Here is a 26529-nt window from a genome sequence, read left to right on the forward strand (position 1 = left end):
AACATGAACCGCAGGGAACTGTTGCGCCCTTAAACCAATCCAATCTTGTTATGGAGAAAAATTTAACAGACACAAAGGATACTATCAGAGAACTGATAGGCAAAGGAGAAACCTCGGAAGTTGAGTTCAAATCAGCACGCGGAGGTCTTCCCGGTAGCTTTTGGGAAAGCTATTCGGCTTTCGCCAATACCAATGGGGGAACAATCGTATTTGGCGTCGTGGAAAAAAATAACCGTTTCTTTTTCGACGGACTAACGGAAGAAACCATCGTCCGATACAAAAAGAACTTTTGGGACTGTGCCCACAATAAAGGAAAGGTAAGCGTATGTCTGCCCCACGAATCTGACGTAAGGATTGAGCAAATTGACGGCTCGTATATCCTTATATGTGAGATTCCCCGGGCAAGCTACGAGCTTCGTCCGGTCTATATCAACAACAATCCGCTCGGCAATACTTACAGGAGAAACCATGAAGGTGATTATGTCTGTACGGATGTAGAAGTAAGGCGTATGTTTGCAGATGCAGAGCACGATCGTCATCCACAGGACGGGCGTATTCTTGTGGGGTATAATTTTGAAAGGGATATAGATATTGAAACCCTGCACCAGTACCGCCAGACCCTTGCCAGCCTGCAGCCCACCCATCCGTGGACAGGTATCAGCGACATGGATTTCCTGAAAAAGGTCGGAGCCTACGCAACTGAATATGAAACAGGAAAAGAGGGATTCACACTGGCCGGAATCCTAATGTTCGGTAAATACGACAGCATCATCAATAATTCTGGTGTCCCGACTTATTTTGTGGACTATCGTGAGTGTATCGCCACAGATGATCCCAATATAAGATGGACGCACCGCATCTACCCAGACGGAATGTGGGAGGCCAACCTGTACCAATTCTATATGAGGGTATATAACCGTCTAATCCAACCCCTGCCCCGTCCGTTCATGATGAAAGACGGAATACGCCAGGAAGAAACGCCCGCTCATGATGCTGTAAGAGAAGCTCTTATCAACTGCATAGTCCATCAGGATATAAATGCCCAAGGACATATCATAGTGGAACGTACTGATGACAGCCTTGTTTTCATGAACCAGGGCATAATGCTGGTTTCCAGACAGCAATACTTCGAAGGAGGGCGCAGCATTTGCCGCAATCCTATATTACAGAAGATGTTCATGATGCTTGGCCGTGCCGAGAAAGCAGGCAGCGGAGTGGATAAGATAGTAAGCGGGTGGAAATCGCTGGGCTGGCCGTTACCTACCGTTGCAGAGGAGACACGTCCGGATTATGTGGTGCTGACTTTACGACTGGGAAAACAGGATTCACCGAAACATCCCAAGAAAACAACCCAAGAAAACAACCCAAGAAAACATCCCAAGAAAACAACCCAAGAAAAAGGTACAAGACCTTCCCGCGGGCAGGAGCAGAAAAAAGCGAAAATCCTGAGATTCTGTACAGAACCCAAGCCTTTGCTTGACATCATGCAACATCTGGGGCTGAAAGCCCGGAAGAACGTGATGAATGTCTATATCACCCCGATGATTGAAGCGGGACTGTTGGAAATGACGGAACCAGACAGCCCGACAAGTCGTAACCAAATGTATGTTGCGGCAAAAAATATCGAGAAAGCAAAATAGTTCGACTGGGATTATATTTGGAGTATTTATAATCAAACAAGAAGCCCCTCAAACTTTATGAAGGACTTCTTGTTTTCGTATCAGAACAATAATGTTTACAGATACGGGTATATTCCTCTTTGCCCGTTCCGCTTTCAATAAGGTGGTCAATCAGTTTTCCAAGATACACGCCACTCTACCGCTCCATTTGTCTTCTCCCCCCCCCTCCGTCACCCACCGTTATCCTTATCTCATACAACTATTGGAAAGGCGTGGCATGCCCAAACATTGCCACGTAACCACCTCTGAGGTAGGATGATTTGGTGTAGTGGAATTTAGGGTATTGTCGTATATAGTCACTTTTTGTGAATTAGATATAAGGAAAATAAAATCATTTGTTTTATCTTTGTATTTGACTTATTTAATTAAGCTGTTCATGGACACAGGGGATAATGAGTTAATCAAGTGCATCAAAGAAGGTGATTTAAAGGCTTTTGAGAAAGTCTTTAAGGATTATTATGCTTTGATGTGCAGTGTGGCCATGGATTATGTGAACGATTCCGCCATGTGCCAGACTTTGACGGAGGATGTTTTGTTGAACCTTTGGGAAAAGAAAAACGAACTGGTGATTACGACTTCTTTGCGTGCTTATCTTTTACGTGCCGTGCGCAACAAATGTATCGACTATCTCAGGACGCAGCGTCAGAATTCGGATTTTTTAGGGTATTATGATTCCTTGGACGGAATGTTCGGAGGGGCAATGGCAGACGAAAAGGACTTGTTCGAGCAATTGATTTCGGATGAATTGGCTGAGTTGCTGGACCGGGCGATTGATGAGATGCCGGAGGAGCGGAGGCGGGTTTTTATACTGGTGCGCATGGAGAATAAGACTTACCAGGAGGCTGCCGATATGTTACACATCTCGGTGAATACCGTGAAATATCATCTGAAGAGGGCACATGCGGAGTTACAGGATAAGTTGAGTGCTTACATTTTGCTACAAATATTGTCTTTTATGTTACTTTCAAGACTGCTTCATTCTTTGAATTGAAGAATGTGCGTGTCAGAATAATATGGTTTGTAGTTTTAAATCATAATTTTCATGGCTTTTTCGGTGAAAAGTTTGGCGGTTTATGCTGTTTTTTGAAGCATAAATAAATTATTTCTGTTTTTATACTACCCATTGTATCTATTTGTTTCGTCTTAGAAGAAAAAAGCGTCAAAGTGGAAACAAATAGAGATATAGATTTATTGATAGAGAAGCAATGGTCGGAAGGCTTGTCTCCGGAGGCGGAAGACGTGTTGCGCGAATGGGTTTCGGCAAATGAAGAGCACCGTAAGTATTACGAGCGCCGTATACTTTTGTATCGGTGGATGGGCATTCAGCAACGTATACCTATATTTGAAAAAGAAAGGAAGAAAGCATACGGGCGTTTCCTGAGAAGCATAAAGGGAGAGAATATGCCGTTTTTTTTCGTTCACAAGATTTTCAGTCGGAAATTAGTGGCCTGTGCGGCAATGGTAGTCGTCTTTTTGGGAGGCGGACTGGCTGTATGGCAACAGCAAGATAAAGCGGCAGAAGAACAAGTGGTGCAGGGAGGTGCGCGAGAGATAAAAGTGCCGAAGGGAATGAAAGAACGGATCATACTGGCCGATGGAACCAAAGTTTGGCTGAATTCCGGGAGTTGTCTGACACTGAGTCCGGGATTCGGGCAGGCCGACCGCGAACTTCAGTTGGAAGGAGAAGGAATGTTTGAAGTGGCTAAGGATAAGCATAAACCTTTTATTATTCGTTCCGGTGATATTCGTGTCCGGGTGACGGGGACGGTCTTTAATTTCAAGTCCTATCCGGAGGAGCGTTTTGCCAAGGTCACTTTGGTACGCGGTAGTCTGGATGTGTCGAGTGTGACGGGCTGTGTGCCCCATACCGTAACCTTGAAGCCGTGCGAACAGGTCGTGTTGGACCGTAATCGGGATGTGATGGAGAAGAAGGTGGTGGAAACGGCACCGGACGTAGCTTGGACTTGTGTGGGACAAAGGGATGAGGGTATATCCGAGGATACGGCGGAAACGGAAATGACGGAGCATGCGGGAGGAGCGGAAGCCTTGTTTTTCGATGAGATGTCTATGGAACAGATTGTGCAGGAGTTGGAACGGGTGTTTCATGTGAATATCGTAGTGAAGAAACCTGGCATATTGCAGGAAAAATACTATGGCGATTTCCGGAACCGGAAAGACATTTTTGCCATATTGGACGTGATGTTGAGAGGCGAACAGGTTTCCTATCAGATCAAAGGCGACACGGTCTTTATCGGAGAATAATCATTTATAATAATTATAGTAAATAGAGAAATGTTTAACGCGAAACGTAAAAAACTACTTGAAAGATTTCTGATTTTAAGCCTGTTTTGCAGTTCGGGAACGGTTTGGGCACAGCAAGGTACTGTGACGCTGAATCTGAATAACGTGACCGTCAAAGAGGCTTTGGAGCAATTGAATACCCAGACGTCTTATTCTTTGTGGCTGAATGTGGGCGATGTGGATTTATCGCGAAGAATCAGTCTGAACGTAACGAACGGGAGTGTCGATGAAGTGTTGGCTAAAATTTTGGCCGGTCAGCCGTTGTCATACGAGGTGAAAGATCGGACGATAAATATATATCCTGCGAAGAAAGACGGTGAGAAGGCGAGGAAAAAAGTGGAAGGCGTAGTGCTGGACGACTTGGGCGAACCGCTTCCGGGAGTGGCCGTGCGTTGTAAAGAGTATCCGGATGCCATGTGTGCTACGGACATAGACGGTAAATTTACACTGAATGTACCAGCGGACGGCAAAACGCTACAATTTACTTTCGTCGGTATGGCTCCGCAGGAATTGGCAGTGGCAGATACACCGATGAAAGTCGTGATGAGTGATAAGGAAAAGAAATTGGATGAGGTTGTGGTGACCGGTTATCAGAAAATCGATCGCAAGCTGTTTACCGGTGCGGCCAGCCGTATTTCCGGTGAGGAAGCGAAAGTGGATGGTGTGGGCGATGTGAGCCAGATGTTGCAAGGTAAGGCGGCCGGTGTGGGCGTACAGTCTGTGTCCGGTACGTTCGGTGCCGCGCCGAAGATTCGTGTGCGTGGCGCTTCTTCCATCTATGGTAACCAAACGCCTCTCTGGGTTGTGGACGGTGTCGTGCTGGAGGATGTGGTGGAGATTTCTGCCGATGATCTTTCTTCCGGTAATGCCGCCACGCTGATCAGTTCCGCTGTGGCCGGATTGAATCCCGACGACATCGACAATTTCCAGATATTGAAAGACGCTTCGGCCACGGCATTGTACGGTGCGCGTGCCATGAACGGAGTGATTGTGGTGAACACTAAGAAAGGAAAGAACGGTCATGCCAGTATCAGTTATACGGGTGAGTTCACCGTACGTACTCGTCCCTCTTACCGCCAGTATAATATTATGAATTCCAAAGACCAGATGTCTGTTCTGATGGAGTTGGAAGATAAAGGATGGTTCAACCATTCCAAGATGGCGCGTACGGAGAACGGCGGGGTATTTTATTTGATGAACGACTTGATATACCGGGGAGAACTTATGAATACGGAGGCGGCTCGTCTGGCTTATTTGCAGAAAGCCGAGATGCGCAACACGAACTGGTTTAAGGAATTGTTCCGGCCTACTATCCAAAGCAACAATTCTGTGAGCATTTCTTCGGGAACCGACCGTAGCCGTTATTACGTGTCGATGAGCTTTCTCGACGATCCGGGATGGAGCGTGTCTGACAAGGTCCGTCGTTATACAGCCAATGTGAATGCCAGTTATGATATCAGTAAGTGGCTCACGTTAGGGGTGAGCCTGAACGGTTCGGTACGTAACCAGCGTGCGCCGGGTACTTTGGACCGTACGGCAGATCCTGTGAGCGGTGAGTATTCGCGCGATTTCGATATCAACCCTTTCAGTTACGCCCTGAACACCAGTCGTACGATGAGTCCTGACGAGACGTATATCATGAATTATGCGCCGTTCAATATTCTGAATGAGGCCAAGAACAATTATATAGATTTGGATATGGCCGACATGAAATATCAGATGGAACTGACTTATAAGCCGGTCAAGGGGCTGGACTTGAGTGCCATCGGAGCATTCCGTTATGTAAAATCTACTCAGGAGCATAAGATTACGGGGAATTCCAATTTGGCCATGGCTTACCGTGCGGCGGGAGATGCGACCATCCGTGAAAAGAACAAGTTCCTCTACCGTGATCCGGATAATCCGGATGCCGTGCCCGAAGTCGTGATGCCGAAAGGCGGTTTCTACAACACGACGAACAATATCCTGAAGAGTTACTATTTCAGGGTGTCTGGTAATTATAATCGTCTCATTGCCAATGAGCATCCTTTTAATATCATGGCCGGTTCCGAAGTGAAATCGGCCGACCGCCAGTCCGGTTTTAACAACGGATACGGGTTCCAATGGGATCGTGGCGGTACGCCTTTCGTAGACTATCGCATCATCCAGCAATTGCTGTTAGGGGGTGATAACTATTATGGTCTTTCACAGTATTATGACCGTTTTGTAGCATTCTTTGCTACCGGAAGTTTTTCTTATAAAGGACGTTACACATTCAACCTGACGGGGCGTATGGATGGTTCCAACCGCTTGGGGCGTTCGCGTGATGCCCGTTGGTTGCCTACGTGGAACGTGTCGGGTTCGTGGAATATGCTGGAAGAAGAATTTATGAAACATCAGGATGTGGTTTCTACCCTCTCTTTGCGTGCCACATACGGATTGACAGCTACAATGGGACCTGCAGACAACGCTTTGGCTGTATTCCGTAACTCTACTACTTACCGCGGCGATGACGGATATAAAGAATCGCAGATTTATATCGAGTCTTTGCAGAATAAGGATTTGACGTGGGAGAAACAATATGAGTTCAACTTTGGTTTCGATTTCGGAGTGTTGCGCAATCGCATCAGTCTGAGTACGGATATTTACAGTCGCCGGGGATTCGACCTTATCGGTTTGATACGTACCAGTGGCATGGGAGGCCAAAAATGGAAATATGCCAATTATGCCGACATGAAATCGTGGGGTGTGGAATTTACGCTCAACACGAAGAATATTCAGCGCAAGGATTTCTCGTGGACTTCGAACCTTACGTTCGCTTATAATCATAACGAGATTACCAACCTGGAGTCTACTTCCAGCATTTTCGACTTGATGGTGGCCGAAGGTGCCCCGTTGGAAGGTTATCCTGTACGGGGACTGTTCTCTTTGCAGTATAAAGGTTTGAATGGACAAGGGATTCCCCAGTTCATCAACGAGAAAGGCGAACTGACTTCTACGGGTATCAACTTTCAAAGTACAGATCCTGCTTATCTGAAATATGAAGGTTCGGTGGACCCAACCGTGACGGGAGGTTTCGATAACCAATTTAAGTATAAAGCTTGGACGTTGGGATTGTATTTCACTTTCCAGGCCGGCAATAAGTTGCGCCTGGATCCGGACTTCTCGGCTTCATACGGTGATTACAGTGCCATGCCGAAGGATCTGAAGAACCGTTGGATGAAGCCGGGCGATGAGCATTACACGAATGTGCCGGCCATTCCTTCATCCTATCAGTATGCCAACATCGAGAATCTCGATATAGCCTATAATGCCTATAACTATTCGGATATCCGTGTAGCCAACGGTGGTTTCCTGCGGTTGAAGGAACTCACTCTTTCTTATGATTTCAATGGGGAGTGGATGAAAACAATCGGCATGAACCGTTTGCAGTTACGGTTGGTGGCTTCCAATTTGTGGCTCATCTATGCCGATAAGAAACTGAATGGGCAGGACCCGGAATTCTTCCAGAGCGGAGGTGTGTCCATGCCTTTGCCACGCCAGTTGACTTTATCTATACGAACCAGTTTTTAATGATTTGCAAGACAGAAGAAAATGAGAAATAAATATATATCATGCTATGTAGCTGCGTTCTGTGCCGGTTTGTTTTCTACGGCTTGTAACGACTTTTTGGATGAGGTGCCCGACAACCGTACGGTCATCGACACGCCCGAGGCTGTATCGGAGTTGTTGGTTTCTGCCTATCCCGATGCCAATTGTGTCTTTTTCACCGAATCCATGTCGGACAATGTGACTGACCGGGGCAATACATTGGATCCTTATGTACAGCCGGATTGGAATCGGGCTAACCGTCAGGCGTTCTATTGGGAGGACATCGACATGACTTATCAGGACAGCCCGAATTATTTCTGGATGGCCAGTTACCAGGCTATTGCGGCGGCCAATCATGCACTTGAAGCCATTGCGGAATTGGAGGCCAAAGGCGTGGATTGTTCCGCACAGAAAGGAGAGGCGTTGTTATGCCGGGCCTACAATCATTTTATGCTGGTGAATGTGTTTGCGCAACATTATAATCCTGCGTTTGCCGCTATCGATATGGGAGTGGCTTACGTGACGGAACCGGAAAAAGAAGTGTTCGGGCATTACGAGCGTGTGTCGGTGAAAGAAACATACGACAAAATCCGCAAGGACTTGGAAGAAGGCTTGCCTCTGATTTCCAATAAGGCATACGGTGACACACCGAAATATCATTTTACCCGTGAGGCTGCCCAGGCTTTTGCCTGCCGTTTCTATCTATATGTCGGAGAGTGGCAGAAAGCTATCGATGCAGCAGACGAAGCTTTGGGGGATAACCCGACGTTGCGGAATTGGAATGAATATATTCAGATGTCTACGGCCAATCGGGAGAAAAACTACACTTCGGTACAGGAGAGTGCGAATTTGCTGTTGGCATCCACTGTATCTCAGTTTGCCGTGGATCAGTCGTTCTATCGTTACGGATATTCTACTACAGTCAATAACTCGCTATTTCAGCAAAATGATAATGTGGTGAACGGGGTTTGGGCTTATCGTGCCGAAGCATATAATGTGTCCAGCGAGGCTTTGACCATGATGAAGTGGAAGCCCTATTTGAAGAGCGACGGAGTGAATTCCAACAGTGGTATTTATTATGTAATGGATCCGCTTTTCACCACTGACGAGGTGGTGTGCGACCGCATCGAGGCTTTGGCTATGGCCGGACGTTACGATGAGGCTTGCGAAGACATCGAGTTGTTTTTGACGAATAAGGTGAAGAACTACGATTCGATAGCTCAGCCTGTCACTTCGTTAATGGTGGAAACTTATTATAAGAAGTTTGCCCCATTGCATCCTTTCTATGAAAACCAGATGAGTGAGAAGCAAATGGCTTTTGTCAACTGTGCGGTAGATTTCCGTCGCAGGGAGTTGCTGATGGAAGGCGGACGCTGGTTCGACATCAAGCGTTTTGATATTGAAATTACCCACGAAGCTTATCAGACGGGAGCCACGGATGTGTTGGCACGTCGCGACCTTCGTCGTGCAGTGCAGATACCTGAAGAGGTTATTTCGTATGGGGTGGTTCCTAATCCCCGGTAAGGAACTTTGGTAGTAACTATAATTTAAAAAAGCTAACAGATGAAAAAGATTATCATATTTGCAGCATTGTGCCTGTCCTTCCTGACGGCTTGCGATAAAGAAGACCTCGGTGGGTCGAATATACATGTACCGGAGTTCGATTATAATGCGCTGAGCGAGACGGACAAGTATATTTATGACCATTATACGGTGCCATACAATGTGGAGGTCGTGTATCGTTGGAATCAAGGCGATGTGTCGTCCGACGACATGCGGAAGAATTTGGTACCGCCCCGTGAATCTCAGGTGGAACCGTTTTTGGAGATGATCGAAAAAGTGTGGGTGGATACTTACACGGCGGAAGTCGGACAACAGACTTTACGTTCTTACATACCCAAGCAAATCCTTTTGGTGGGGAGTGCCAGTTATAATGATGACGGAAGTACGACGGAAGGTACGGCCGAAGGCGGACGGCAGATTGTGTTGTATTCGGTGAACGATTTCAACTTTACGTTGGAACAGATTCAGTCGTATGCCCATGTGATGCACCATGAGTTTGCCCATATTTTGCACCAGAATGTAGAATATGATGCAGAGTTTGAGAAAATCACTCCCTCTTATTCTTCTTCATGGATGCAGATGAACGACGAAACGGCGCGGACCAAAGGTTTCATTACGGCTTATGCTTCTTCAAGTGCAGACGAGGATTTTGCGGAGATGGTGTCTATCATGTTGACGAATTCTCCGGAGGACTGGGACAATATGATAGAGAGTGCGGGGAATGCGACGGCAGTAGAAGCTTTGCGTAAGAAGGAAGCCATCGTGGTGGCTTATATGAAAAATAACTGGGGCGTCGATATGAAAGATTTCCAGAAAGAAGTGGTAGCCGCGATCGAGGCTGCGGTACGTAATTAAATAAGAAACTTGAACGATGAAGAAAATGAGGAGACATGGATGGTCCATGATGATGGTCGTATGGGCTGCTTGTGTGTGCGGTAGTTGCAAGAATGAGGTGGATGACGTGTTCGACCGGGATGCGACATCGCGTATCGAAGCGGTAATCACCGAGTGTGAAGACATGTTGCAGAGTTCGGAGTATGGTTGGCGTTTCGATTATACGCCTACCAACAGTGCGATGGTGAATTTTGTAATGCGTTTTAAGGACGGACGTGTAACGATGGAAAATGCCGAAGGGGAGACTTCCGAATCGACCTATAAAATAGCCAATGCCGAAGGTCCGGTGCTTTCATTCGATACTTATTCCATACTGCATGACTTGGCTGACCCGTCGGAGTACCCGTTGGGGACGGGCAAGGGCGGAGAGTTTGAATTCATAGTGTGCCGAGTGACAGAAGACACGATTTACGTGAGGGGACGCAAGTCAGGAAATGATTTCAAACTTTCGCGTGCGGCCGAAGGGGAGATTCAGCATGTCCGTTTGGAAACGGCCTTGGATATCGACGGAGGGAAGGATATTACTTTCTTCCACACCTTGCAGGTAGGGGGACAGGATGCCGCTACTTTGTTTTTAGGGAACGACAAACGTAGCCTGGATGTGATGACGGCAGACGAGCAAACCCTTAACGTGCCGGTGGATTTTACGGCAGACGGTTTTCGTTTTGCTTCGCCGGTTGTAGCTGCCGGAGTGGCGGTTTCAGAGATGAAATGGGATAATACGCGAAAGACTTTTATGACGACGGATGGTAATGTGATATTGACAGAAGCGGCTTCCAGCCCCTTCAATCTGGGGCAGACGGTAGAACAACTGTTGGCAGTTCCTTATTGTCTTATGAAAGGTGCGAGTGCGGCGGCCACTTTACAGTTGCTGCAATTTTCAAAAGATTTTCCGGAGTGGCAGCGTACGGAGTTTTTCTTCAATGCCGAGGCTACGGTAGATACGTTGAAATATCAGGTGGACACGCAGGAAACGGTGACGGAAATAGGTCGTACACATGGACAGACCGTACTCAATGCCATGAGTTTTGTGGTGAATAACCAATACGGTTTGCCTGAATGGGGGAACTTTACCGTGAAACGGAATGAGATAAAAGATGCTGATGAGGTGAAGTTTGTGGAAGGCATCCGTAATGGTGCTCCAGCCAATACATTGAACAAAAACATATATTGTAAGAAAATCAAGGGTATTTTGTTCGATTCCAAAGGCGTGACGGTGGTATCCCGGAAGGGGATGTTCTATGTCGTGTCGACTTCGGATGCAAAAATGTGGTTGGTGCTCGAACCTCAGGGCTTGCCTTCACCGGCTATGGTGATTCCTACCTTAATCAAGCAATAATCAATTTAATTTATCAGTAAAAATATGAAGAAACAAACATTTGTATTATGGGCTTTGACTGGAATGCTGGCTGTTCCGGCTTCGGCTCAGGTGGATTATAAGACCCGTGCCATCGTGGCGGAACCGGAAAATGTTCCGGTTGCGAAACGTTCGTCGGTGTGGAGTGCCGAAAGTGCCGAATATGGTTATCCGGTCGGTTTGCGTAATTTGGGTATGATTAGTCAGGATGACAATGCCTGTTGTAATTTCCTTTCTTTTAATAAGGTCATTAACCGTGATGCTTATATGTGGGCTCCGATAGGGGAAACCGTATCTTATATCGACAATTCTTCCGTGCAGGCTGTAGACTATCATTGGTTTATTCCCGGTGCGGATGCTACGGAGTTGGAAACTCAGGATGCTGATGCGGTTTACAATACGTCCGGTATCTATCCGTTCCCGACTATGACAGTGAAGGACGGAGCGGGGCAAACTTATACTTATACGGCACCTGGTAAACTTAAGGTCGGAGGGAAAGGAGAGATTTGTACCTCTAATATGTTGCAATTGGGTACGGATGCCAAAGATCCGGCTACAACGGCTGTAATCGGTCAACGTCCGTTCGGACAAGAAGGAACGGGATATTTAGGAGGAACCAATAGCCTGAATCTGGTGGGGTATGGCAACTTGTTCATGATTGCTCATCCGGATGCTTCCATTACCAGCGTACGGGCTTATCTGCCGGAGATACCCAAACACGAGGAGGGAGCGAAATTGCTGATGCAGATTTGGTATCCATTGACGGGAGAAAGTAGTGTTCAGTTGATGGGGTTGCCTTTAGAGGCCGTTACGCTATCTATGGATGATATCCAAGAGACAACGGATACGAAACTGAAAAAGGCTGCTGTAGCTGAATTCAAACTGTCCGAGCCGCTGAAGATTTCCGATAAACCTTTCTTCTTGGTGACGATAGAAGGCTTTGGAACGGATCCTTCCAAAGAAAATTTCCGCTTGTACATCGACGTGAAACCGGTAGAAATGGATGAAGCTATGGCAGGTAATCTGTTGGCGCACAATTCATATTGCCGTTTGAAAGGAGAGGACGATTATCTTCGTCCGATTAATTATTACGGTGGTCAGTTAGGTGAGTCTTTCATGATTTGTCCGGTGATAGACACACATACGGAAGAAGGAGTGGGTATTCACGGTGTGGAAGCCTTGAAACCGGCACAAGCCCAATATGAGGACGGTGTCTTGTCGCTCAGTTCGGAAGGTGCGGAGCAAGCTGTTGTGTACAATGTAGGTGGCGAGAAAGTGGTGAACGCCGCGTTGGACAATGGACAAGCTGACGTGCATGTTCATTTGGCTAAAGGTATCTATCTGGTACGTTTTATGAAGGGTGGAAAAGTTTCTGGCGCAGCCAAATTGTTGTGTAACGAGTAATGTTTATGTTTAATATTAAATTGGAGAGAAAATGAAAAAGTTTACTAAAATGTGTGCCGTTGCCGCTTGTGCGTTGTTTGCCGGAACTGCGACGGTGAGTGCAGAGGATTATGTTTGGAAATCTGTAACGGCAGGTGATGCGACGACATACGGCATCCGTTCCGACGGGTCGTTATGGTCCTGGGGATGGAACGAAAAGGGGCAGAGCGGAAATGGCGTGTCGGAACGTACGGCCACTCCGACTTTGGCTGATGGAAACCGTGTGTGGAAAAAGACTGTTGGCGGGAAAGCATACGGCTTCTTTTTGGCAGAAGACGGCTCTTTGTGGGCTGCCGGAACTGCAACAAACGGAGTGCAAGGAACAAATGATGGTGTAGACCATAAGGTATTGACGCGGATCGGTACGGATAATGACTGGGCCGATATGGCTTGTTCCCGTTTTTGGGGTTACAGTGCCTTTGCTATCAAAACAAACGGAACGTTGTGGTCTTGGGGCGAGAACTCTGCCGGACAGTTGGGGATTGGTAATACGCAGGCACAGACCCTGCCGGTACAAGTAGGTACGGATACAGATTGGAAACAGGTTGCAGCCGGTGTTTCGTCTGTGTTGGCATTGAAGACCGATGGCTCATTGTGGGGCTGGGGACTCAATATGAATGGTGAATTGTTTGGATACGAAGGTCGGCAATCGTCACCGGTTCGTTTGGGAAGTGAAACGGATTGGGAAAAAGTACTTGTGATCGAGTTCCGGGCTTATGCCGTGAAGAAAGACGGTACATTGTGGGCTTGGGGTGATAATTCTCGCAACCTGTTGGGATTCAATACTCCGACAGAAGAGGAATCTACATCTGAGGGCAATCCGGTAGAGGTTGTAACAGAGCCTCAGATTACAAAACCTACGCAAGTGACTGCCGTCGAGGGTGAGGTTCTTGCTGTATCGGGGTGCGAAAATACGTTGAGTGTGGCTACCGGTACAGATGGTATTATTGAGAAAGTCTGGATGTTCGGTTCCAATGCAGACGGTGCATTGGGTGATGGAAAAGGTTTGGGAAATGGAAATAAAGACATTCCTTTTGCGACGGTTCCGGTTAATCCTTCTTTGAAATCCAGTCTGAAGTTTACGAGTATGTCCAGTGGACAAAATTATACGATGATGTTGACCGACGACGGTGATATTTGGGGTTGGGGATGCAACCGTGGAGGACAATTGGGCGATGAAACACCGAACGACCAGTTGCAAGTGGCCTATAAACTGAAACCTATCGTCATTAACTGTCCGCAGGATGAGGTTTCCAGCGTGGGAAGCCTGAAAGATGGTAAAGTGGATGCGGCTGTTTCTTTCGACGGTCAAGTGCTGGCTTTGCAGAGCGACGGGCTGTTGACTTCGGGAAGAATATACGATATGAATGGCGCGGCGGTGATGATTTTGGCTGCTTCCGAAACGTCATGGAATGTCGCCACGTTATCCCAAGGCGTATATGTGGCTGAATTTATGATAGATGGTGCTCCCGTGACTTATAAGTTCGCGGTGAAATAAAAGCACTGTGAAATCTTTTGTTGATTAAAAATGGAAATACGATGAAAAGATTGACAAAGGGATTCTTATCCTTTATTATGATGGCATCTTATGCGCTCGGTATGGGCGCACAAGATGCCATTGTCGTTCCGGCGGACGAGATACCTTCATCGCTAAGGGATGCTGCGTCGTTGAAGTTGACCGGTACGTGGGGGACTTCTGCTTTTGCCGAATTGAAGATGGCATTGGGTACGAATGCGATTGGAGGTTCCAATATGGTGCTGACCCGAGTGGATATGGGAGAAGCCGTGATTGAAGACGGAACTTCTTGGTATGTGAGTGCCGGATTTACTTCGAATGGGGTGTTCAGCAGTTGCAAGGCTCTGAAAGAAGTGGTGATGCCCGTTGCGGAAGAGGCGGCTCATTTGGTTTCTATGGAAAAGGCTTTTGCTAACTGTAATGCTTTAGAGACGGTGGATCTGACGGGTTGCGTGAACGTATCTACATTCAGCAATGCTTTTTATGCTTGTGAGAGCCTGAAAGGGGCTGACCTTTCTACTAATGTAGCAGCGGTGAAAAGTAATGCTTGGGCTTCGGCATTTGAAGCTTGTACGGCTTTGGCACAGGTGAAGTTGCCCGCCGGATTTGTAACTACTTCTAAGGTCTTTTCCGGTTGTGTGGCTTTGCAGGAGATAGATTGGAGTGCATGTACGGCAACCGAAGTGCCGGTCTTCTATGCAGATATGTGGGACGGAGTAGAACTGTCCGGCGTGACTTTGAAATTGAACCATCCACAGTATGTGCTTTTTAAAACGGATGAGGGATGGAGTCAGTTGAACCTATTGGATTTGAATCCTGAACCGTCTACGGAATTTACTGTGGATGCGTCCGACATTCCGTCTTCGTTAAAAAAAGCCACGGCCGTGACTCTGACAGGAACATGGGACAGCAACGCTTTTAATCTGCTGTGTATGGCGATGATGGATAATCCTGCTTTCGGTACCAGTGAGAATACGGTGTTGCAAAAAGTGGACATGAGTGCGGCCTGGATTGCAGAAGGTACGTCATTGCGCTGGCAAGGCTTGTCTGCGTATGGTATCTTCCGTAACTTCAAGGCTTTGAAGGAAGTGAAGATGCCGGTGGCGGAAGAAGCTGCACACTTTACGGATTTCGGAATGGCATTTCAAAACTGTGATCAGTTGGTTACGATAGACCTGAGCGGTTGTGCCGGACTGGTTTCTCTGGAGAAAGCCTTCCAGGGATGCACTTCTTTGGAGAAAGTGGATTTGTCCTCTTCTTCCCATCTGGAATCGGTGGATGATGCCTTTGAGTCATGTGAGGCGTTGACCACGGTAATATTGCCGGAGGTTTTCCCCATGGGAAAGAATACTTTTGCTTATTGTTCCGCTTTGAAAGACGTTGATTGGACGGCTTTTGCCGGGACAGAGGTTCCCGAGATGAGCAAAACTTTCTTTATGGGGATTGATGACCTGAAGGCCGTGACGCTCTCGTTGAAATATGAAGCTTATAAGTTGTTCTCGGCCGATGAGGACTGGAGCGAACTGAATCTCTACAACACGGAACCGGAGAAGGTGACGGACTTCGTAGTGGACGCTTCGGATATCCCGTCGAGCCTGAAGAAGGCCGTGACGGTTACGTTGACTGGAGAATGGGATAGCGATGCATTCAATCTGCTTTCTATGGCATTGGGGAATAACGGAGGACTTTTTGTCACGACGAATGCCACATTGGTTACTTTGGATATGAGCCGGATTAAGGTTGCGGAGAATACTCCACTTTGGAGACAGGGACTTAAGGAATATGGTATCTTTAATAACTGTACGGCATTGGAGAAAGTGATAATGCCAACAGCAGAAGAAGCGGGACATTTCACGAAACTGAATAAGGCTTTCGAGGGCTGTACAGCATTGAGGGATATCGACCTGAGCCTCTTGACTGGGGCAACAGACATCGAGGCGGCTTTCAAGGGAACAGCCATAGAGAAAGCAGACCTGAGCGGCTGTACGTCGTTAGGCAGTACGGTGAGTGCGTTTGAAGGATGTGCGGCCTTACAGGAGGTGATTCTTCCGTCTTGTTTTGTGCCGGCAAATTATACGTTTGCCGACTGTACCGGACTGAAGCTCATTGATTATACGGCTTATACCGATACGCAAGATGTACCGGCTGTTAAAAACAACACGTTTAGCGGTATTGATGATTTGAAGTCGGTCACATTGAAAGTGAACGACCGAAATCATGAACTGTTCGAGGCTCATAAAATATGGTCGGAATTCGATATAGAATATGATACTAGCGGCGTTTTGGGGATGAAGGTTAATGACAAGACAAAGCCGATTACGGTTTATACCGTAGATGGACGCTACGTGGGTACGTATGTTCCCGAAACGGATTGGCAGGTAAGTTTGCCACGTGGTGTGTACATTGTAAACGGTAAGAAGATGATGAAAAAATAAGAAAATATTTCGTATGTAAAAAGAGCCGGATTTATCTGGCTCTTTTTTTATTCAATAAGTAGCTGATACATTCCTTGAATGTGACAGAACCGAACAACCACATCAGTCCTCCATAAAGCAAGGCGGCTATGAAGATTTTCAGCCCCAACAGCAAGTAAATATTTTCTATAGGTGAGGTGACGAAAGCCGTAACAACCATTGCCAATGCGGCCAGTGCTGCATAAGGAAACAAATCGAGGACGGCTTCCCATAGGCGTAATCCGATTTCGCGGTGGACGAAATAAAACCATATCGTAAGCCATGCGATATTGATGGCTGTATAGACACATACCATGGTATGGATGCCATAGGGGTAAGAAAAGAATATGGCACTAATCTGTGTCAAGCCCATTCCGACGGTGTTCCATAGCACTAAGTCCGAGCGCTCTTTGGTGATGACCAGGTTGGCACATAGATATTGTATAGGTACGGTGAACGCACCGGCGCACAGGATCTGCATGAGGGGTACGCAATCTAACCATTTCTCTGTGACGGTGATGAGGATAAGTTCACGCGAAATCAAGGCTAATCCGAAGAGGGCGGGAAAAACCATGAAGGCATTGAAACGTAGCATTTTACGGAAAACCCGCTTATGGCGCTCTCGTTCCGTTTCCACATTACGCAGTACGGGTTGGGCAACGTCTTTTATGGTGCCAAGCACCATTGTGCTTACCATACTGGTCCATTTGTTAGCTTGGTTGTAAAGTCCTACGTCGTGTACAGCATAGAAACGTCCTAACATGACAGATAAGATATTACCGTTGATATTGTTGCAAATGTCGTTGGCCAGCAGCTTACTGCTGAAACCGAACATTTCTTTTAACGGATGGAAAGATACCGGTAAAGTGGGACGCCATTTTGAGAAATACCAGAAAAGGATGGTGTTGCAAGTTGTGAAAGCTATACCTTGGGTGGCCAAGCCCCAGTATGCGTAACCCTTCAAGGCCATAGTGAGGCCGATGGTGCTGGACGTAGTGAGGCTGATCACTGTGATAATCGCTTTCTGCTTGACTTGCAATGTACGGAATAGGTATGCGTAATGCGCAGTGCCTAAACTGGCAATCACGAAGCCAAGGAACGAGAAACGTGCCAATGGGGTAAGTTCGGACAAGTCTTGATTAGCCGCAGCATCTGAGTGCTGGTAAAATTCCGTAATTAAGGGTGCTAGGAAGAATAGTAACAAGTACATGACACAACTGGTTCCTACGTTAAACCAGAATACGGCGTTGTAGTCTTCATGTACGATTTCTCTTCGATTGGCCAAAGCTGTGCGGAAACCGCTGTCCTGCAATACGGAAGCAATTTGTGAGAAAACGGTTAGCAAACCCACCATACCATAATCCGACGGTGAGAGAATGCGGGCAAGAAAGATACCGAACAAAGTACCTAATACCAATTGTGCCCCATTACTGATGGTGCCCCACATCAGGCCTTTTGCTGTCTTTTCTTTGAGCGTCTTTTCTGGCATATCAATGAGTTGGGTGGTATTTGAGTTTCTCTTTCAGAGTAAGGATGAAATCACATGCTTTTTTCCCCCAGCCGATGTGCGGAATACCGCAGTATGTTCCTGCTTTTGCCCAAAAACGTTGTTCGTCGAGGATTCCTTTGTCTCGTTCGAGTATCCGGTATAGTCGATATAATCCGAATTTCTTCTCGGACGGTAAGTGCCATACGGACAGTTTTTCATCGCCAGGCGACACATTATTATATATCGGAGTGGTCCAAAGACGTTTTACATAGCGGTTGGCTGTGGCATAACGCAGATGTAGGCGTTCGGCCAAAACACTGAAGATATGAGCCTCTTCGTGGAGGCGTGCCGTATCGGCCGGCAAGTTGAAGTTAAATTGCCATACAACCGGAAATTCCCGATTGACGCCGTGCACAGCGTCAGTTCTTAAGCCGATGAATTCTCCTCCGTAATATGCCATAGGAGAAGAAGGGCGTTCGCCATAGCATGACGTGTAGAATTCCTCCATTTGTGCTAATGTGGTACCGTTGATGGAGAATCCCTGAGGACAGCCCAAGTCATATAGGGCACTACCATCTGTGCGTATGCTTTGGAAGAGGCTGTGCAGTGGCGTGCGGCATAAGCAGTCCGCATCACAGACCAACAACGTGTCGCCAGGTTGCATGCGTCTCTCCATTTCCTTGAAGATGTCGTATACATAGAATTGGTTCATCCAGGCTTTGTACCATCCTTTTGGGGGACGGTTCCGGTAGGGGAGGGTGACGACTTCCGTTCTCGTCCTTTGGAACAGTTCCGTAAGAAATGGCGGAAGCTGGTCTGCTTCAAGGTTGGTGAAGAATAACAGTTCGGCTTCCGGGTTATAATGCCGGAAAGTGGTGAAAAATGGTACTTGTATCTGCATATACACAGAATGGAGCAGAGCAGAGTCACCTCTTCCGCCTGCTTGCGGATAGTAACTGGCTTCCTCGTGTGACTCGCGGTAAAACCACGTAGCGATGTAATTTTTAAACGGCTTCATGCACAGTCTTTATGAAAAACATACAGCTAAGATAAGGCTTTATTTGCGTATAAGCCCTAAAAAGGTGGATAATATTTAATAGTAATGTCTTTTTTCTCGCTATTTCTATGCTATTCAACATGTTTTTCTTAAATAGATGAAAATGTTCTTTCTCTTGGCTTTGCTATACCGGAAAATATGTCTACTTTTAGTGCACAAAATAAAAAATAGCGAATAGATAAACGGAGAAATACAATGGAAAAGATTCAAGAATTGACCGATAAGCTTTATCGCGAAGGGGTGGAAAAAGGGAATGCCGAAGGTATGCGCCTGGTGGAAAAAGCAAAGGCCGAAGCCGATAAATTAGTGGCGGATGCTCGAAAAGAGGCGGATGAAATCGTGGATAAGGCGCGTAAGCAGGCTCAGGAGCTGGATGCCAATACGAAATCAGAATTGAAACTGTATGCGGGGCAGGCTTTGAATGCATTGAAATCGGAGATTGTGAATGTCGTTTCCGACAAACTGGTAAAGGATACGGTGAAGGAGCTTATGGGCAATAAGGATTTCATGGGTAACTTTATGGTGGCTGTGGCCAAGAATTGGGCTTCGGGCGAAGATTTGGTGATTTCCGCTTCGGATGCCGACGGGCTTACCGCTTACTTCCGTGCCCATGCGAAAGACTTGTTGGATAAAGGAGTGAAGATAGAGAAAGTGAACGGAAAAGCGGCCGCGTTTTCGGTATCTCCGTCCGACGGTTCTTATAAGGTGAATTTCGGTGAAGAGGAATTTGCAGCTTATTTCAAGGAATTCCTCCGTCCGAAGTTGGTAGAAATGCTTTTCTAAATCCATCTGCATGAAAAATTATTATGGTTTGGTGGCAAGTATGCCCGATGTGTCTCCCGATGATGCCAAACTGAATTTTACGGTGGCAGACTTCAAAGAGGACTATTGGCCGCAACTTTCCGAGACAGATAAAAAGTTGGTGGCTTTGTTTTTCTTGCGTTATGACCATCGCAATTTGTTGGCATGGTTGGCCGAAGGAGACGGGGCGGCGTTCGACGAACGGGCGATGTTTCCGCGTGAAGCGTGGCCCGAAGCTATGGAGAAGGTGAAGACCGGTGATGAGCAAGGCCGTGTGTTGCCTGCTTATTTTTACGAGTTCATGGCAGAGTATGCTTCCTTGAAAGAAGTACAGGAACGCTTGCCGGAAGATGTCCTTTTGGCGGCATATTATCGTTATGCGGGCACGTTCAAGAATCGTTTTACAGCGGATTGGTTTGCATTCAACCGGAATGTGAACAATATCCTGATAGCCCTTACGGCCCGGAAGTATGGATTCAATCCGGCCTTTTATTTGGTAGGCGACGATGTAGTGACGAAAGCTTTGGCCGTTTCGGGAGCACGGGATTTCGGTTTGGGTACGGAACTGGATTATATGGACGATGTGATACGCATCCATGAGATGTCCGACCCGGTAGAGAAAGAACGTAAACTGGATTTGTTGAAATGGGAATGGTTGGAAGATAGGACTTTCTTCTGTTATTTTTCAGTAGAACGCCTGTTTGCCTTTCTCATTAAGCTGGACATCATAGAGCGGTGGACGCATATCGACAAGGAGCGGGGCGGGAAAGTCTTCCGCAGTCTGGTGGAGCAGTTGAAGAACGAGGTGGAGATTCCCCAAGAATTTAAGAAATAAAAAAAGAAAATAATGATATGGCAACAAGAGGTACAGTGATTGGAGTCATCTCCAATATCGTGACCATTCAAGTGGACGGCCCGGTGGCGCAGAATGAGATCTGCTACATCACGACAGGCGGAGACCGTCTGATGGCCGAAGTGATTAAGGTGGTCGGTAGGAACGCATACGTGCAGGTGTTTGAAAGCACCCGGGGTATGAAAGTCGGAGCTGAGGCTGAATTTACCGGGCACATGCTCGAGGTGACGCTGGGGCCGGGTATGCTTTCCAAGAACTACGACGGTTTGCAGAACGACTTGGACAAGATGGAGGGAGTATTCCTGCGTCGCGGACAGTACACTTATCCGTTGGATAAAGACAAAAAATGGCATTTTAAGCCCATTGCGAAACCCGGAGACAAGGTTGGGGCTTCCGCTTGGTTGGGCGAGGTGGAGGAAAACTACCAGCCCCTGAAAATCATGGCACCGATAGCCATGGAGGGGATGGCTACGGTGAAAAGCATCGTTCCGGAAGGCGACTACTTGTGCGAAGACACGATAGCCGTGTTGACGGGAGAGGACGGTGAGGACATTGCCGTAACCATGGTGCAGAAATGGCCGGTGAAAGTGGCCATGACCAATTATAAGGAAAAGCCGCGTCCTTTCAAACTGTTGGAGACGGGCGTACGTACCATTGATACGATGAATCCTATTGTAGAGGGTGGCACGGGATTTATTCCGGGGCCGTTCGGTACGGGCAAGACGGTGCTTCAGCACGCCATCTCCAAGCAGGCCGAGGCCGATATCGTGATCATTGCCGCCTGCGGGGAGCGTGCCAACGAGGTGGTGGAGATCTTTACGGAGTTCCCCGAACTGGTGGACCCGCATACGGGACGCAAGTTGATGGAACGTACCATCATTATCGCCAACACGTCCAACATGCCTGTGGCTGCCCGTGAGGCATCGGTATATACGGCCATGACGATTGCCGAGTTCTATCGTTCCATGGGATTGCGTGTCCTCTTGATGGCCGATTCCACTTCACGTTGGGCACAGGCTTTGCGCGAGATGTCCAACCGTATGGAGGAACTGCCGGGACCGGATGCCTTCCCGATGGATTTGTCCGCTATCATTTCCAACTTCTACGGTCGTGCAGGCTATGTGTACTTGAACAACGGCGAAGTGGGCTCCATTACGTTCATCGGTACGGTGTCGCCGGCCGGCGGTAACTTGAAGGAACCGGTGACGGAAAATACAAAGAAGGTGGCGCGTTGCTTTTATGCGTTGGAGCAGGACCGTGCGGACAAGAAACGTTATCCGGCCGTGAACCCGATAGATTCTTATTCCAAGTATATCGAATATCCCGAGTTTGAAGAATATATATCGAAGCGCATTAATGGCGAATGGACAGCGAAAGTGAACGAACTCAAGACACGCCTTTTGAGAGGAAAGGAGATTGCCGAGCAGATTAATATCTTGGGTGACGATGGCGTACCTGTGGAGTATCACGTGATATTCTGGAAGTCGGAAGTCATCGACTACGTGATTCTGCAGCAGGATGCTTTCGACGAGGTGGATGCCGTGACACCGATGGAACGGCAAGAAGACATCCTGAATCTGGTGGTGGACATTTGCCGTGCCGAGTACAAGTTCGACGGTTTCCTTGAAGTCATGGATTATTTCAAGAAACTCATCAACCTGTGTAAGCAGATGAACTACGCGGAATTCAAGAGTGAGAAGTTCGAAGACTATAAACGCCAGATTCGTGAGATGGTGGCGGAAAGGCAATAATTAATCAGGAAAGTTATGGCAACAAAAGCATTTCAAAAGATATATACGAAGATCAGTCAAATCACGAAGGCCACTTGTACCTTGAAGGCTACGGGCGTGGGAGCCGACGAATTGGCTATGGTAGACGGCAAGCTGGCCCAGGTGGTGAAGATTGCCGGTGACGAAGTGACGCTGCAAGTTTTCGAGGGTACGGGCGGCATCCCTACGGATGCGGAAGTTGTGTTCATGGGCAAGGCACCCACCCTGAAAGTGAGTGAACAACTGGCTGGTCGCTTTTTCAATGCCTATGGCAATCCCATCGACGGAGGACCGGAAGTGGAAGGGGTGGAAGTGGAAATCGGCGGTCCGTCGGTGAATCCGGTGCGCCGCAAGCAGCCGTCCGAACTGATTGCGACGGGTATTGCCGGTATCGACCTGAACAACACGTTGGTGTCCGGCCAGAAGATACCGTTCTTTGCCGACCCGGATCAACCTTTCAATCAGGTAATGGCCATGGTAGCCTTGCGTGCACAGACCGATAAGATTATTTTGGGCGGTATGGGAATGACGAACGACGACTATCTTTATTTCAAAAACGTGTTCTCGAATGCCGGTGCGCTCGACCGTATCGTCAGTTTCATGAATACGACCGAAGACCCTGCGGTGGAGCGTCTGTTGGTGCCCGACATGGCCTTGACGGCAGCCGAGTATTTCGCTGTGGAAAAGAATGAAAAGGTATTGGTGTTGCTCACCGACATGACTTCATACGCCGACTCGTTGGCCATCGTGTCCAACCGTATGGATCAGATTCCGTCGAAGGACTCCATGCCCGGTTCTTTGTATTCCGATTTGGCCAAGATTTACGAGAAAGCCGTACAATTCCCTTCGGGTGGTTCCATTACCATTATCGCCGTGACAACGTTGAGCGGGGGCGACATCACGCATGCCGTGCCGGACAATACGGGATATATTACCGAAGGGCAGCTTTTCTTGCGTCGCGACAGCGATATCGGTAAGGTCATCGTGGACCCGTTCCGTTCGTTGTCCCGCCTGAAACAGTTGGTGGCCGGTAAGAAAACCCGTAAGGACCATCCTCAGGTGATGAATGCGGCCGTACGTTTGTATGCGGATGCCGCCAACGCCAAGACCAAGATGGAAAACGGGTTCGACTTGACGGACTACGATAACCGTACGCTCTCTTTTGCCAAGGATTATGCAGACAAGCTGTTGGCCATCGACGTGAACCTGAATACGACGGAGATGCTCGATGTGACCTGGGGGCTGTTTGCCAAGTACTTCAAGCCCGAAGAGGTGAACATCAAGAAGGAACTGGTGGATGAGTTCTGGACGAAATAAATCGGAGGGATATGGCCATAAAATTTCAATATAACAAAACATCGTTGCAGCAGCTTGAAAAACAACTCAAGATGCGCGTACGTACGTTGCCTATCATCAAGAACAAGGAGAGTGCGTTGCGCATGGAGGTGAAGAAGTGCAAGGCGGAAGCGGCGGAACTGGCACGCAACCTGGAGGCGCAGATTCAGGCTTACGAGGCGATGTTTGCATTATGGAGCGAATTTGACCCGACGATAGTTGGGGTCAAAGACGTGGATTTGGGCGTGAAAAAGATAGCCGGGGTACGGGTGCCGGTGCTGAACAGTGTGGAATTGGAGGTGCGTCCGTTCAGTATGTTCAGCAGTCCTAAGTGGTATTATGACGGGATTTCTTTGTTGCGCGGTCTGGCGCGGACGGCTATAGAAAGGGAATTCGTGCAGGCCAAGCTCGACCTGTTGGAGTATTCGCGCAAGAAGACGACCCAGAAGGTGAACCTTTTCGAGAAGGTGCAGATACCCGGTTATGAGGATGCGTTACGAAAAATCAAACGTTTCATGGAGGATGAGGAAAACTTGTCCAAGTCTTCCCAGAAAATATTAAAGACCCTTCAGGAGAAGAGAAAGGAGGCCGAGGCATGATTACGAAGATGAAGAAACTTACTTTCCTTATTTACTATAAGGAGTATGAAGCTTTCTTGAAGCGGATGCAGGAGCTGGGGGTATTGCACGTGCAGACTGCACAGGAGGGTTCCGTAGAGCCTACATCCGAATTGGAGGCCAAACTCAAACAGACAGAGCATGTGAAAGCATGGATAAACCGTCTGGAGGCCATGGAAGCGACGGATGTACCGTTGGCCTCTGACCGGAGTGCGGCAGATATCCTTTTGCATTTGGATGAGATGGACGAAGCCCGCCGGGTGAAGGAAACGGAACTCCAGCGTTTGCGTAAGGATGAGGCTGCGCTGTTGCCTTGGGGCGATTTCGATCCGGTGCGTGTCGAGGGGTTGTCGGACATCGGTTATGCCATGGGATTTTTTGTATGTCCCGAACGTTCGTTCAATGAAGAGTGGGCGGAACTGTATTATGCTACTGAAGTAACCCGTGAAAAAGGCAAGGTCTATTTCGCGACCCTTACGCCGGTGGGTGAGGAGGTGGTACTCGATGCCGAACGGTTGCGTCTGCCTCATGTCTCATTGGCGGATTTGCGGAAGCAAATACGTGAAAAGGAAGAAGGAATAGCCGCTATAGAACATGAAATGGGTAGGCTGGCGCAAGGCTATGTGAGCCGACTTCGTGGTTATGAAGATGAATTGCGCACCTCCATTGCTTTCGAACGCGTGGTTTTGGGTACGGAACAAGTGGCCGATAACCACTTGATGGTGTTGCAGGGATGGATTCCGGAAGACAAAGAAGCCGAAGTGAAATCTTTCCTTTCCACTCAGGAGGTCTATTATGAGATACGTGCGGCGCGCAGGGAAGATAACGCTCCGATTAAATTGAAGAACAATGCATTCGTACGTATGTACGAGGTGCTGACGAAGATGTACGGCATGCCCGACTATGCGGAGTTCGACCCCACACCATTGGTCGCCCCGTTTTTCACGTTATTCTTTGCTTTCTGCATGGGCGATGCCGGTTACGGATTGGTGCTGATTGCTTTGGGATTTTTCCTGAAACACAAGCTTTCTCCATCTTTGAAGGGTATCATGAACTTAGTGATTACACTGGGAGCGGCCACCACCGTGTTCGGTGCCGTTTTGGGTACGTTCTTCGGGGTGAGCCTCTTCGACGTAGATGTGCCTGAGTGGATGAAACAATTCATGATCGTGGGTAAGATAGGCGATACGAGCTATGACAAACAAATGCTATTAGCCTTGATTATCGGCGTGGTGCACATTTGCATTGCCATGACGGTGAAAGCCATCGGTGCTACGGTACGCTACGGTTTCAAGGAGTCGCTCTCTGATTGGGGATGGCTGCTGCTTGTCGTCGGTTTCATCTGTACGGGCGGCCTTTCTTTTATGAAAGTGATTTCGGAGAATGTGGCGGGTACGTCTTTTCTTGTGATCGGCAGCGTGGCGGCCATCGGTATCTATTTGCTGAATAATCTCCACCGCAATGTTTTTGCCAATATCGGTGCCGGATTGTGGGACACGTATAACATGGCTACTGGGCTGATGGGCGACGTACTTTCCTATATCCGTCTGTATGCTCTCGGGTTGGCCGGCGGTATGTTGGGCGGTGTGTTCAACCAGTTGGCCTTTATGGTGCGCGACGGAGCGGGAGACACCTTGTACGGAGTTCCCGGTTGGTTGGGTTGCGGACTGATTCTGGTGTTCGGTCATACGTTGAACATCGCCATGTCTTGCTTGAGTGCTTTCGTGCACCCGCTTCGTCTGACTTTTGTGGAATATTTTAAGAACTCCGGCTACGACGGAAAAGGAGAGGTATACGAGCCTTTCAGTATAGTAAAAAACAAATAATCAATT

General features: G+C 47.9%; 19 protein-coding genes and 1 pseudogene. 18 read left to right on the top strand and 2 right to left on the bottom strand.

All coding sequences use genetic code 11. The features are described 5' to 3' along the window. Positions 1–50 precede the first annotated feature (50 nt). The 12 genes and pseudogenes from HMPREF9441_RS04000 (at position 51) to HMPREF9441_RS19285 (ending at position 16758) form a co-directional block, all read left to right on the top strand. Positions 51–1640, top strand: coding sequence for a Fic family protein (locus HMPREF9441_RS04000; protein WP_008618302.1), 1590 nt, complete (start codon positions 51–53; stop codon positions 1638–1640). A gap of 91 nt (positions 1641–1731) precedes the next feature. Beyond that, entirely contained in the window at positions 1732–1938 is a 207-nt protein-coding gene (locus HMPREF9441_RS18320; RefSeq protein ID WP_009391936.1) for a hypothetical protein, read from the top strand. A 117-nt stretch (positions 1939–2055) separates the two neighbouring features. Beyond that, positions 2056–2670 (top strand): RNA polymerase sigma-70 factor, encoded by a 615-nt coding sequence (locus tag HMPREF9441_RS04005; RefSeq protein WP_008618303.1) that lies wholly within the window; start codon positions 2056–2058, stop codon positions 2668–2670. 173 nt (positions 2671–2843) lie between these two features. Then, on the top strand, positions 2844–3941 hold the full coding sequence (locus HMPREF9441_RS04010) for a FecR family protein (protein ID WP_008618304.1): 1098 nt from the start codon (positions 2844–2846) through the stop codon (positions 3939–3941). A gap of 30 nt (positions 3942–3971) precedes the next feature. Beyond that, complete coding sequence (locus tag HMPREF9441_RS04015; RefSeq protein ID WP_008618305.1) at positions 3972–7532, top strand: SusC/RagA family TonB-linked outer membrane protein; 3561 nt, start codon at positions 3972–3974, stop codon at positions 7530–7532. A gap of 21 nt (positions 7533–7553) precedes the next feature. Beyond that, on the top strand, positions 7554–9074 hold the full coding sequence (locus HMPREF9441_RS04020) for a RagB/SusD family nutrient uptake outer membrane protein (RefSeq protein WP_008618306.1): 1521 nt from the start codon (positions 7554–7556) through the stop codon (positions 9072–9074). Between the two features lie 39 nt (positions 9075–9113). Beyond that, complete coding sequence (locus HMPREF9441_RS04025) at positions 9114–9968, top strand: putative zinc-binding metallopeptidase (RefSeq protein ID WP_008618307.1); 855 nt, start codon at positions 9114–9116, stop codon at positions 9966–9968. Between the two features lie 16 nt (positions 9969–9984). After that, positions 9985–11346 (top strand): DUF4302 domain-containing protein, encoded by a 1362-nt coding sequence (locus HMPREF9441_RS04030; RefSeq protein ID WP_008618309.1) that lies wholly within the window; start codon positions 9985–9987, stop codon positions 11344–11346. Between the two features lie 24 nt (positions 11347–11370). Beyond that, on the top strand, positions 11371–12768 hold the full coding sequence (locus HMPREF9441_RS04035; protein ID WP_008618311.1) for a T9SS type A sorting domain-containing protein: 1398 nt from the start codon (positions 11371–11373) through the stop codon (positions 12766–12768). 31 nt (positions 12769–12799) lie between these two features. Then, positions 12800–14305 carry a hypothetical protein gene (locus tag HMPREF9441_RS04040; protein ID WP_008618323.1) on the top strand — a complete coding sequence of 502 codons (1506 nt, stop codon included), beginning with the start codon at positions 12800–12802 and terminating at the stop codon, positions 14303–14305. A gap of 275 nt (positions 14306–14580) precedes the next feature. Beyond that, positions 14581–15780, top strand: a pseudogene (locus HMPREF9441_RS19280) (leucine-rich repeat protein); the annotation flags it as partial. Between the two features lie 267 nt (positions 15781–16047). Next, positions 16048–16758 (top strand): leucine-rich repeat protein, encoded by a 711-nt coding sequence (locus HMPREF9441_RS19285; protein ID WP_407946605.1) that lies wholly within the window; start codon positions 16048–16050, stop codon positions 16756–16758. 31 nt (positions 16759–16789) lie between these two features. Here HMPREF9441_RS19285 and HMPREF9441_RS04050 read toward each other — a convergent pair whose 3' ends face one another. Then, positions 16790–18265 (bottom strand): lipopolysaccharide biosynthesis protein, encoded by a 1476-nt coding sequence (locus HMPREF9441_RS04050; protein ID WP_008618325.1) that lies wholly within the window; start codon positions 18263–18265, stop codon positions 16790–16792. Position 18266: 1 nt separating this feature from the next. Further along, complete coding sequence (locus HMPREF9441_RS04055) at positions 18267–19283, bottom strand: hypothetical protein (RefSeq protein ID WP_008618326.1); 1017 nt, start codon at positions 19281–19283, stop codon at positions 18267–18269. Positions 19284–19517: 234 nt separating this feature from the next. Between HMPREF9441_RS04055 and HMPREF9441_RS04060 the strand changes: the two genes are divergently transcribed. The 6 genes from HMPREF9441_RS04060 to HMPREF9441_RS04085 are packed head-to-tail and all read left to right on the top strand — an operon-like array spanning position 19518 to position 26523. Then, a complete protein-coding gene (locus tag HMPREF9441_RS04060; RefSeq protein WP_008618327.1) occupies positions 19518–20105 on the top strand; it encodes a hypothetical protein in 588 nt (195 codons plus the stop codon). 10 nt (positions 20106–20115) lie between these two features. After that, positions 20116–20958, top strand: coding sequence for a DUF2764 family protein (locus HMPREF9441_RS04065; protein WP_008618328.1), 843 nt, complete (start codon positions 20116–20118; stop codon positions 20956–20958). A gap of 17 nt (positions 20959–20975) precedes the next feature. Beyond that, a complete protein-coding gene (locus HMPREF9441_RS04070) occupies positions 20976–22727 on the top strand; it encodes a V-type ATP synthase subunit A (protein WP_008618329.1) in 1752 nt (583 codons plus the stop codon). A 15-nt stretch (positions 22728–22742) separates the two neighbouring features. Next, positions 22743–24062, top strand: a complete 1320-nt coding sequence (locus tag HMPREF9441_RS04075) for a V-type ATP synthase subunit B (RefSeq protein ID WP_008618330.1) — start codon at positions 22743–22745, stop codon at positions 24060–24062. An 11-nt stretch (positions 24063–24073) separates the two neighbouring features. Beyond that, positions 24074–24679, top strand: a complete 606-nt coding sequence (locus HMPREF9441_RS04080) for a V-type ATP synthase subunit D (protein ID WP_008618331.1) — start codon at positions 24074–24076, stop codon at positions 24677–24679. Beyond that, positions 24676–26523 (top strand): V-type ATP synthase subunit I, encoded by a 1848-nt coding sequence (locus tag HMPREF9441_RS04085; RefSeq protein ID WP_008618332.1) that lies wholly within the window; start codon positions 24676–24678, stop codon positions 26521–26523. The genes HMPREF9441_RS04080 and HMPREF9441_RS04085 overlap by 4 nt, the downstream gene beginning before the upstream one ends. Positions 26524–26529: the final 6 nt, after the last annotated feature.

The sequence above is a fragment of the Paraprevotella clara YIT 11840 genome, from assembly GCF_000233955.1.
GTDB classification, from domain to species: Bacteria; Bacteroidota; Bacteroidia; order Bacteroidales; family Bacteroidaceae; genus Paraprevotella; species Paraprevotella clara.

Excerpts from the sequence above, each read along its gene's own strand:
- HMPREF9441_RS04050 (WP_008618325.1), bottom strand. The coding sequence starts at position 18,265 with ATGCCAGAAAAGACGCTCAAAGAAAAGACAGCAAAAGGCCTGATGTGG.
- HMPREF9441_RS04040 (WP_008618323.1), top strand. The coding sequence starts at position 12,800 with ATGAAAAAGTTTACTAAAATGTGTGCCGTTGCCGCTTGTGCGTTGTTT.
- HMPREF9441_RS04025 (WP_008618307.1), top strand. The coding sequence starts at position 9,114 with ATGAAAAAGATTATCATATTTGCAGCATTGTGCCTGTCCTTCCTGACG.
- HMPREF9441_RS04015 (WP_008618305.1), top strand. The coding sequence starts at position 3,972 with ATGTTTAACGCGAAACGTAAAAAACTACTTGAAAGATTTCTGATTTTA.
- HMPREF9441_RS04005 (WP_008618303.1), top strand. The coding sequence starts at position 2,056 with ATGGACACAGGGGATAATGAGTTAATCAAGTGCATCAAAGAAGGTGAT.
- HMPREF9441_RS04030 (WP_008618309.1), top strand. The coding sequence starts at position 9,985 with ATGAAGAAAATGAGGAGACATGGATGGTCCATGATGATGGTCGTATGG.
- HMPREF9441_RS04000 (WP_008618302.1), top strand. The coding sequence starts at position 51 with ATGGAGAAAAATTTAACAGACACAAAGGATACTATCAGAGAACTGATA.
- HMPREF9441_RS19285 (WP_407946605.1), top strand. The coding sequence starts at position 16,048 with ATGAGCCGGATTAAGGTTGCGGAGAATACTCCACTTTGGAGACAGGGA.
- HMPREF9441_RS04035 (WP_008618311.1), top strand. The coding sequence starts at position 11,371 with ATGAAGAAACAAACATTTGTATTATGGGCTTTGACTGGAATGCTGGCT.
- HMPREF9441_RS04065 (WP_008618328.1), top strand. The coding sequence starts at position 20,116 with ATGAAAAATTATTATGGTTTGGTGGCAAGTATGCCCGATGTGTCTCCC.
- HMPREF9441_RS18320 (WP_009391936.1), top strand. The coding sequence starts at position 1,732 with ATGTTTACAGATACGGGTATATTCCTCTTTGCCCGTTCCGCTTTCAAT.
- HMPREF9441_RS04055 (WP_008618326.1), bottom strand. The coding sequence starts at position 19,283 with ATGAAGCCGTTTAAAAATTACATCGCTACGTGGTTTTACCGCGAGTCA.
- HMPREF9441_RS04080 (WP_008618331.1), top strand. The coding sequence starts at position 24,074 with ATGGCCATAAAATTTCAATATAACAAAACATCGTTGCAGCAGCTTGAA.
- HMPREF9441_RS04070 (WP_008618329.1), top strand. The coding sequence starts at position 20,976 with ATGGCAACAAGAGGTACAGTGATTGGAGTCATCTCCAATATCGTGACC.
- HMPREF9441_RS04085 (WP_008618332.1), top strand. The coding sequence starts at position 24,676 with ATGATTACGAAGATGAAGAAACTTACTTTCCTTATTTACTATAAGGAG.
- HMPREF9441_RS04020 (WP_008618306.1), top strand. The coding sequence starts at position 7,554 with ATGAGAAATAAATATATATCATGCTATGTAGCTGCGTTCTGTGCCGGT.
- HMPREF9441_RS04075 (WP_008618330.1), top strand. The coding sequence starts at position 22,743 with ATGGCAACAAAAGCATTTCAAAAGATATATACGAAGATCAGTCAAATC.
- HMPREF9441_RS04060 (WP_008618327.1), top strand. The coding sequence starts at position 19,518 with ATGGAAAAGATTCAAGAATTGACCGATAAGCTTTATCGCGAAGGGGTG.